The 9,064-nt window shown below is 59.0% G+C and carries 8 protein-coding genes and 2 pseudogenes; 5 read left to right on the top strand and 5 right to left on the bottom strand.

The genetic code is table 11. From position 1 onward, the window contains the following. Window positions 1–154: zinc ribbon domain-containing protein (locus tag FY112_RS03810; RefSeq protein ID WP_151517735.1), on the bottom strand; the 154-nt coding region annotated here is incomplete at its 3' end. A 274-nt stretch (window positions 155–428) separates the two neighbouring features. Between FY112_RS03810 and FY112_RS03805 the strand changes: the two genes are divergently transcribed. Together FY112_RS03805 and FY112_RS03800 are read left to right on the top strand one after the other, a co-directional pair. Continuing rightward, complete coding sequence (locus tag FY112_RS03805; protein WP_027665810.1) at window positions 429–680, top strand: transcriptional regulator; 252 nt, start codon at window positions 429–431, stop codon at window positions 678–680. Between the two features lie 2 nt (window positions 681–682). Continuing rightward, a complete protein-coding gene (locus FY112_RS03800; protein ID WP_151517734.1) occupies window positions 683–1,033 on the top strand; it encodes a type II toxin-antitoxin system RelE/ParE family toxin in 351 nt (116 codons plus the stop codon). 167 nt (window positions 1,034–1,200) lie between these two features. On the opposite strand, the gene ilvB is transcribed toward FY112_RS03800, so the two are convergent. Both ilvB and FY112_RS03790 read right to left on the bottom strand, forming a co-directional pair. Then, the gene (gene ilvB, locus FY112_RS03795) at window positions 1,201–2,907 is read right to left on the bottom strand and encodes a biosynthetic-type acetolactate synthase large subunit (RefSeq protein ID WP_151517733.1); all 1,707 of its coding nucleotides are present in this window, start codon (window positions 2,905–2,907) and stop codon (window positions 1,201–1,203) included. Between the two features lie 416 nt (window positions 2,908–3,323). Next, window positions 3,324–4,412 carry a LacI family DNA-binding transcriptional regulator gene (locus FY112_RS03790; protein WP_151517732.1) on the bottom strand — a complete coding sequence of 363 codons (1,089 nt, stop codon included), beginning with the start codon at window positions 4,410–4,412 and terminating at the stop codon, window positions 3,324–3,326. A gap of 348 nt (window positions 4,413–4,760) precedes the next feature. On the opposite strand from FY112_RS03790, the gene FY112_RS03785 reads away from it, so the two are divergent. From FY112_RS03785 to FY112_RS03775, 3 genes are all read left to right on the top strand, one after another. Next, entirely contained in the window at window positions 4,761–5,723 is a 963-nt protein-coding gene (locus FY112_RS03785; protein ID WP_077980974.1) for a sugar-binding protein, read from the top strand. A 79-nt stretch (window positions 5,724–5,802) separates the two neighbouring features. Then, window positions 5,803–7,344 (top strand): sugar ABC transporter ATP-binding protein, encoded by a 1,542-nt coding sequence (locus tag FY112_RS03780; protein WP_151517731.1) that lies wholly within the window; start codon window positions 5,803–5,805, stop codon window positions 7,342–7,344. A gap of 44 nt (window positions 7,345–7,388) precedes the next feature. Next, window positions 7,389–8,414, top strand: a complete 1,026-nt coding sequence (locus FY112_RS03775; protein WP_151517730.1) for an ABC transporter permease — start codon at window positions 7,389–7,391, stop codon at window positions 8,412–8,414. Between the two features lie 72 nt (window positions 8,415–8,486). Here the strand turns inward: FY112_RS03775 and FY112_RS36580 are convergent. After that, a pseudogene (locus FY112_RS36580) lies at window positions 8,487–8,753 on the bottom strand (ISNCY family transposase); the annotation flags it as partial. Continuing rightward, window positions 8,748–9,064, bottom strand: a pseudogene (locus FY112_RS03770) (helix-turn-helix domain-containing protein); the annotation flags it as partial. The pseudogenes FY112_RS03770 and FY112_RS36580, both read right to left, overlap by 6 nt.

The raw sequence follows: 9,064 nt of genomic DNA, 5'->3' as shown, positions 1-9,064 counted from the left end.
TGCCTGAAACCGACGCGCCACAGCTGGGGCAGAAGGCAAAATCGGGCTGACAGGGATAGCCGCAGGCAGCGCACGAGATCGGTTGCCTTGCGCCGCATCGCGGACAGAAAGCAAAACCGCTCTGAATATTGAACCCGCAGCCGGCGCACTCCATCGCACGCGTCTCACGAAAGCCCAAACTGTTACGGCTATTTCAGCCGCAACCAGCGGGCCTCAAAACAGGAACAAGCATGAACCTGCTGCCCCAGGCCCGCAAGCACTAAACAAACGGCGAACCGACGATGATGATCCTGTTCGCAACATCTTTAAGCCAGCCGAGTCGCCGAGCGAGGTTCGAGAAACCATGTCACGATTGAATTCTTTGTGATGAATATGGACAATATATGCTACGCTGCACCACGATAGAGGAAGAACGAAAGGGTATGCCCATGGCATCGGGCAGCATTCATGTGAAGGTCAGCGGCGTGCTGCAAGATCACATTCAGCAGCAGATCGGTGACGACGGCCTCTATGAGAATGCGAGCGAGTACATTCGCGCCCTGATCCGACGCGATTTGCAAACGCGCGACGAGGCATGGGATGGCCTGCAAAAGGAGCTTGCACCCGCAATGCGTGCCGACGACAGCGAGTTTGTCGTCGTTTCCGCTGAAGACGTTATCCGCCGCAACAAGCGCCGCTGAGCATGGTAGCCTATCGGTTTTATCCACGCGCTGACGCCGCGCAGGACAAGATTTGGCGTGACACTTTCGAAGCGTGGGGAGAAAAACAGGCAGATGCGTACATTCTCGGGCTGCATGTTTATTTGCAGCGTTTATGCGAAGATCACCTGATCTGGCGACAGCTTCCGCAACGGTTGGCAGTTCCCGCTGACATCAGGCGTCGGGCCTATTTCAGCCGCTATGAGCATCACTACCTATTCTTTCGTGAGCTTGAGAACGGTGATCCTGGCGTCATGAGCATTCTTCACGAACGGATGGATTTACCGGTGCGGCTTAAAGAGGACTTGGCCGCTCTTTCAAACAAAGAGTCGTGACACAGCATCTTTGATCAGAAGCGGGCTGAAGAAAATCGATCTCATAGAACGGCATAAATCCATGATCGAGACGCCAGTCTCGATCATGAGGTCTTCGGCTAGGATAGACGATGACTGCGGGCTGCACGATCGCACGGCTTGCTTTTGGGGTGTTCGATCATCAGCCGTTACTGCCGATGGGTATCGGTCAGCCTTGCAAACCGGCAGTGGAGGAGCACCGGCCGGTCCGCGTCGATCATCTCCTTGATTTTGGCGTCGAGTTCGCTTGGGCTTTCGCAACGAAGGCCGATGGCGCCATAGGCTTCCGCGAGTTTGGTGAAATCGGGCAGTGAGGCCGAATAAGAGCGCGCTCGACTGTTGCCATCCGGCATGGAATCCCATTCTTGCGCCATGCCCGGATGCTCATCGCTCAAGACGAAAATCTTGATCGGCGCTTGATGCTGTATCGCCGTCGACAGCTCTTTCATCGTCGTTTGCACCGACGCGTCGCCGGCAATGTCGATGACAAGGCGGCCGGGATTTGCGAGCTGCGCCCCCAGCGCGGCAGGAAGGCCGAAACCCATGGTCCCCAATCCCCCTGAGGTAATCCAGCGATTGGGCCTGTCGAAACCGAAGAACTGCGCCACCCACATCTGCTGACCGATCTCCGTGGCGATGATGGGGTCGTGCGGCTTTGTCAGCGCATACAGACGCTCCAGCGCATGTTGCGGCATGATTGCATGGTCCAGCCGCTCGTAGGAAAACGAATCGTGGGTTCGCCAATGGTCGATCTGCGTCCACCACGCCCGCAACCGCTTCTGGTCGGGCATAGTGGAGAGCGACCGCCAAGCATGGATCATATCCGCCAGCACATGCGCGGCGTCGGCTTGAATGCCGATGCCGACGGGAACGCGTTTGTTGATCGACGAGGCGTCGATATCGATCTGGATTTTCTTCGAGTGAGGCGAAAACTCATGGACGCGCGAGATCGCGGGATCGTCAAACCGCGCGCCGATGGCGACCATCAGATCGCAGTCGCCAATTGCCATATTGGCTTCATGCGATCCGTCCTGTCCGGCGACGCGCAGCCAGTTCCGCCCGCTGGCAGGATAGGCTCCAAGCCCCATGACGGTCGACGTTACGGGAAAGCCGGTGAGGTCGACGAACTCACGCAACAATCTCGACGCCCCCGGTCCGGAGTTGATGATGCCGCCGCCGGTATATATGATGGGTCGTCGGGCTTCGGCCATCAACGCGACCGCCGCTCGGATCGCGTTTTGATCGCCTTGCATTGCCGGCTGGTAGCTCGGCAGCGTAGCTACCTGGTCAGGTGCAACGTAGGTCCCGCTGGCGAAGAGCACGTCCTTCGGCATGTCGACGAGAACAGGGCCGGGTCGGCCGGCGGCCGCGATCCGGAAAGCCAGATGGATCGTTTTGGCCAGATCGTCGACGTGTTTGACGAGGAAATTGTGCTTTGTGCAGGGGCGGGTGATGCCGACCGTATCGCATTCCTGAAAAGCGTCGGTACCGATCAGACTTGTCGGCACCTGGCCGGCGAGGCAAACGAGCGGGACGGAGTCCATAAGGGCATCCTGCAGCGCCGTAACCGCATTTGTAACGCCTGGTCCCGATGTCACCAGCATGACGCCAACTCTTCCCGTCGAGCGGGCATAGCCTTCGGCGGCGTGTCCGGCCCCTTGCTCATGGCGCACCAGGAAATGTTTGATGTCCTCCTGTTGGAAGATTTCGTCATAGATCGGCAGCACCGCTGCGCCGGGGTAACCGAAAATATGTTCGACACCGTTGTCGCGCAGCGCTTGCAGAACGATCTCGCCGCCGTTCATGCGACGATCAGAGGGGTTGTTGAGGGAAAAGTTGGCTGTCTCGCCGGTCATATCTGGGTTCCGTCGTGAGTGAGGTGATGGGTGCGACGAGGCATAAAAAAAGGCCCCGTCAGGGACCTGTTTTCGGCGCATGGGTGGCTATTGCCGGACGATCAGATCGTCCTGCCCATGCGCGATATCACCACTACGAGAACCATTGCGATTTTCATGGCCGATAGAGCTAGCGCCAAATCTACACGTCGTCAACGTTGCCTCTGCGTAGATTGTATCTGTGGTTGAGAATATTTGAGACCGGTTGGGTAGCCAGTGACGAGGCAAGGGCAGGGGGCAACCCGTTCGCAACCTATCGACAAGGCAAACTCTGCCCGCACGATCGCCACTAAGCGATTTCGACCACGTCTTCCAGTGCGCCCCGATCAGGGTTTCCGAGCTAGCCGCCGGCGTCGGTCCCGGCGCGAACCCAAGTTCTATGAAGACGTATGTGCGCCATCGAGGATCTGCCGCGCCTCGGCCCGCGGCGTGGCGACAGAATGGCGCTTGACGAGCGAGCATTCGAGCTTCGCAATCGGATAGCGCTTGCCGGGTGTACTTTCCGGGTTGAGATGTTCGATCGCCCATTGCCCCATGGCAAGATGTGGAAGGACCGAAGTCGTCAGCGGGGGAACGAGATGTCGTGAAATTTCTTCGTCGTCATATCCCACCACCGACATGTCCTGGGGAATGCGAAGCCCTGCATCCTTGAGCGCCTCGTAGCACCCGATGGCAGTGCGGTCGTTCTGGCAGAAGATCGCGGTGGGCGGCTCTTTCAGAGCAAGCAGTTTCATCGTGGCGGCATAGCCGGCACCGGCCGACCAGTCGCCTTCAATGACCAATTCCGGATCGAAGGGTATATCGGCGGTCGCCAACGCGCGGCGATATCCCGTCAGCCGGTCCTGCGCCGCCTGCATCCAGATTTCGCCGGTGATCGTCGCGATACGATGGTGTCCGTGCGTGATCAGATGCCGGGTGGAGCTCTGCCCTCCCGCGATCTCGCTCGGCACCACGGCGGGAAAGGCATGGTCCGCCGTATAACAGTTCAGCAGGACCGTCGGGATGTTGAGCTTGCTGACATAGGATGGAAGCTCCACCTGGCGGGTATAGATTGTCATATATATGAGCGCCGATATGCCTCCGTTCGTCAACGCCTCGATTGCTTTCGGCTCCATGACGGGGTCACTGAGCGTCTGGGTTACCAGAAGGACATTGCCGGCGTTCCAGGAGGCTTGCCGCGCGCCTTCGATCGCAACAATCGCTTCCGGGCTGGTGGCGAGTTGATCCACGGCGAAACCGATGACGTTGTCCAGTCCCGAATAAGAGGCCTTCGTCGTATAGGTCTTCTCCATGTAACCGAGCGCGCGCGCCGCCTCCAATACGCGATCGCGCGTCTGCTGTGAGATGCGGGTGCCGGGTGTGTCGTTGAGGACGAAGGAGACGGCCGCCTGCGAGCAGCCAGCCGCCGCGGCGATGTCCATCATCGTCACGCGTACAGGCTTATTTTGGGTCTTGGACTTTCGCATTCGTGGAAACTGTCTCTGCTTGGGATAACGGTTCAGGGTGATTGATTGTCGGTTTTGGTAATTAATATTATCATCTATCTGAAAGCGCTGGCAATTGCAGGAATTGCTGCAACTCTATCAGTTATTGGCACGTGTCAGTACAAAGTCGCCATTGTAGCCATTGCACGATGAAATGTTTTGATCTGCATTGATAATACTATTTACTAATTAAATTTCTTGTATACCGTCAAGGAGCGATCGGAACCTATGCCACTCGTCGCTTTGCGACGGCCCTAGGAGGGGGCGCGCATCCGGCCGGCCGTAAATCGGAAACGGGCCCGTGCAACTGCGGCCCTCGGGAGGTGTATTATGAAACAGCTGAAACGCAATGCAGCCTTGTTCTTCGCCGGGTTGATGCTGAGCGCGGCACCGATTGCCGTATCAAATGCTGCCGACAAGCCGACACTCGCATTTGTCGTCAACGGCGCATCCGACTTCTGGAAAGCCGCAGAGGCGGGCGTGAAGAAGGCGCAGGGCGAGATGCCCGACTACCAGATGGAGCTGAAGTACCCTGAGCAGGCATCTGTCGCCGTTCAGCAGCGGCTTATGGAAGACTTGGTCAGTGCCGGCGTCAAGGGGATCATGGTTTCCGCAGTCGATCCCAAGACCCAGACGGACGGTTTGAACAAGATCGGCTCGCAGACTGCTCTCTTCACCACAGATAGCGACGCGCCGCAGACCAACCGCGTCGCCTATATCGGCTCATCGAATATCGACGCCGGCATGCAGGCCGCCGAAATCGCCAAGAAAGCGATGCCGGACGGCGGCAAATGCATCGGCTTCGTTGGCCTGCTCGGCGCCGACAATGCCAAGGAACGCATCCAGGGCATGAAGGACGGCCTGAAGGGCACGAAGATCGAGCTGACAGATGTACGCGGCGACGATATCGACCAGACGCGCGCAAAGAAGAACGTCGAGGACGCGCTGGTGGCCAGCCCCGACGTCACCTGCATGGTCGGCTTCTACTCCTACAATACGCCGCGCATCTATGAAGCGTTGCGCGACGCCGGCAAACTCGGCCAGATCACTGTCGTCGGCTTTGATGACGATCCGATCACGCTCGGCGGCGTCAAGGAAGGCACGGTCGCAGCGACCGTCGTGCAACAGCCGTTCGAATGGGCCTATCAGGGCATGAAGCTGATGGCGGCCTACCTCAAGGGCGACAAGTCAGGCGTTCCCGGCAACGGCTTGATCATCATCCCGACGGTAATCATCGGCAAGGATGACGTTGACAAATATGCCGCCAGCCTGAAGGCCATGTCTGGAAAATAACCCTCCTTCGCGGCGGGGGCACTTGCCGCCGCCGCGAAAGACGTCTCATGCCGACAGTATTGGCAGCCATGGACAGGCGATGAACCACAGCTCCGACTTCCCGTCACCGGACGCGCTTGCAACGCCGTTCCTTTCGCTTTCCGGCGTTGGCAAGACCTATCCGGGCGTCGTTGCGCTTGAGGGCCTGTCGATCGACATCATACCGGGCGAGGTCATCGGCCTCGTCGGCGAGAACGGGGCTGGAAAATCGACGTTGATGAAGATTCTCGGCGGCGTGATCGCACCCGACCGAGGCACGATTCTGCTCGACGGAGCAGAGCTTCGTTTCCTCACTGTGGAATCGAGCATCGCATCCGGCATCGCCTTCGTTCACCAAGAACTCAATCTCTTTGAGAATCTCGACGTTGCTGCCAATATCTTCCTGGGCCGCGAGCCGCTAAAGGCCGGACCTTTCAAGCTCGTCGATCGCAATCGGCTGCGAGACATGGTGAAGCCGCTGTTGAAGCGGGTAGGGGCTCATTTTTCCGCCGACACACCCGTGGCATCGCTTTCCCTTGCCGAGCAGCAGATGGTGGAAATCGCCAAGGCGCTGTCCATCAACGCCAGGCTCGTCATCTTCGATGAACCCACGTCCAGCCTGCCGCTGGCCGAAACCGAGCGTCTCCTGAGCATTATCAAATCGCTGAAAGCCGATGGCATTAGTGTGGTTTTCATTTCGCATCGCCTCCACGAGGTTGAGCGCGTCGCAGACCGGGTCGTAGTCCTGCGCGACGGCACGCTTGTGGGCACGCTTGCCAAGAAAGACATCTGCCACGACCAGATGGTCAAGCTGATGATCGGCCGGGTGCTTGCGGCCCGGACCGCAAAACCGCAGCGCTCGCCCGGCTCGGTCGCGCTGAAGGCAAGCGGCGTGCGCACCGAGGCCTATCCCGGCCGCCCCGTTGATCTGGAAATCCGGTATGGAGAAATCATGGGGCTTGCAGGGCTTGTTGGGTCGGGCCGCACCGAGCTTGCAAAAGTACTCTTCGGCATCGACCGGAGCTACGGCGGAGCCATTCTGCAGGACGGGCGGCAAATTGCGGTCAGTTCTGCCCGAGATGCCGTCGCTCGTGGCATTTTCCTGGTCCCGGAGGATCGCAAGCGCAACGGCATTCTTCTTGATCTTCCGATCGCCCAGAACATAAGCCTTGCCGACCTTCCCCGGCTCTCCAGCCGCTTCATGCTTTCTGCCGAGCGGGAGAGGGCGGCGGCCGAAAAGCAGCGTGTTCGCCTTGGTATCAAGGCGCCCTCCGTTTCGACGCGAACCGGCACTCTGTCAGGCGGCAACCAGCAGAAGGTGGTGCTTGCCAAATGGTTGTCGATGAGCCCGAAGGTGATGATCTTCGACGAGCCGACACGCGGCATCGATATCGGCGCGAAGAACGAGATCTACGGCCTGATGCGAGCGCTTGCCGACGCCGGAGTGGCGATCCTGATGATCTCCAGCGACATGGAAGAGGTGATCGGCGTTTCTGACCGCATCGCCGTCATGCACGAGGGCCAGATCGCCGGCATATTGGAAGAGGACGAAATCAGCCAGGAAAGCGTCCTTTTGCTTGCCGTCGGCAAAAGGGTAAAATAGCCGCTGCGGCCCATAAAAATAAGGTATCGGGGGATGGATCTCGAATGATCAAAAAAGATATCGGACTGCTGCTTTTGATCGTCGTCGTCGGCATCGTCGTCGCCATCATCAATCCGCGCTTCCTGCTGCCGATCAACCTGGCCAACACTGCCAACCTGATCGGTCTGTTCGGCATCCTGTCGATCGGCCAGGCCTTTGTCATCATTACAGGCGGTATCGAGCTTTCCGTGGGCTCGCTGGTAGCACTTCTCGGCGTGCTCTTCGTCGATTTCATCGCGGTCCAGGATATGTCATGGATGCTGGCGCTGCTGCTCATTCTCGCGCTCGGCGCGGTCATAGGCGCCGTCCACGGCTGGCTGATTACTCGGCTCAACCTGCAGCCCTTCGTCGTCACCCTCTGCGGCCTCCTGATTTATCGTGGGGCAGCGCGCTTCTATACGGCTGACGGAACCGCGGGCTTTGCTTTCGGCCAGAATTTTCCAGACCTCGAATTCCTGACCGCCGGACGGTCTTACGGCGTTCCCAACACCTTCATCGCACTCGTCATCATTGCCGTGGTCATGTGGATCATGCTGCATCGCTCTGTTTTCGGGCGTTATCTATACGCGATCGGGAAGAACGAGGAGGCGGCCCGCTATTCCGGTATCCGTACCGGCCGCATGGTCATGTCGGCTTATGTCATCTGTGGGCTGCTGACGGCGCTTTCGGCGATTTATTTCGCCATGTACACACGCTCGATCTCGCCGGCGAGCCATGGTCAGTTCTACGAACTCTACGCAATTGCTGCTGCTGTACTTGGCGGTTTTTCGCTCCGCGGCGGCGAGGGATCGATTGTCGGCGTCGTGCTGGGCACGGTCCTGCTCCAGGAGCTGCAGAATCTCGTGAATCTATTGGGTATACCCTCGTCGCTGAATTTCGCCGTCATGGGTGGCGTGATCCTCATCGGCGTCCTGATCGACCAACAATGGCACGCGATCCGCGCAAGGCGCCGTCTTGTCTCGGCCGCCCGGCAGACCGAAACTCGTCTTTCGAACGAAGGCAGTTTGCCAGCGGTTGCCAATCAGGACTAGGTCAATTGATCGGGCCATGCGTGTCGTGACCTTTGCCCCGTTGCAAGATTAGATCGGGGCGGGTGAGGGCGCCGATCCATCGTTCTGAACCAGCTCCCCGAAACAGTCGCGCCGGCCGCGTGGCTGGAAAACCCGCTTCTTGCGCTCGCGACGCGAGACCCAGATGCCGGCCTCGGTCATCCATTGCCGCAGCGTTTCCTTGGCCACCGAGATCCGGTGCAGCTCGATCAGCTTCTCGCGAGCCAGGGTCGGACCGAAATCCAGATAGCGCTCCCGGATCAGATCCAGCGCCGCATTGCGAAACTCCTCGCAGTGGCGCCGGTTGCTCGGCTGGCGCTCAAGCTGCAATCGGCCGGCGATCTGTTGCGGCGACCAGCCATGCATGATGCGCTCGATCACCGATTGGCGGAGCTGCGCGAACCGGGCAAGTTTGCGCAGCTTGGCACGCCGTTCTCGCGCCATGTCATTGGCCATCACGCAGTAGTAACCGTTGAGGTCCGGCATCTCACGATCCTCGAACGTATTGCGGCGCAGCTCACGGAAAATGGTTGAGCGATGTCGGTGCAGCTTCTCGGCGATCACATCAACGCTGACCCCAGCCGTACGCCAGCGGGCAATCTTGCGGCGTTCATCGATATCGATCTGGGAGT

The sequence above is a fragment of the Rhizobium sp. PEPV16 genome, assembly GCF_008919455.1.
Lineage (GTDB): Bacteria > Pseudomonadota > Alphaproteobacteria > Rhizobiales > Rhizobiaceae > Rhizobium > Rhizobium leguminosarum_Q.
The sequence above is the reverse complement of the archived record's forward strand: the minus strand, read 5'-3'. Positions and strand labels throughout refer to the sequence as shown.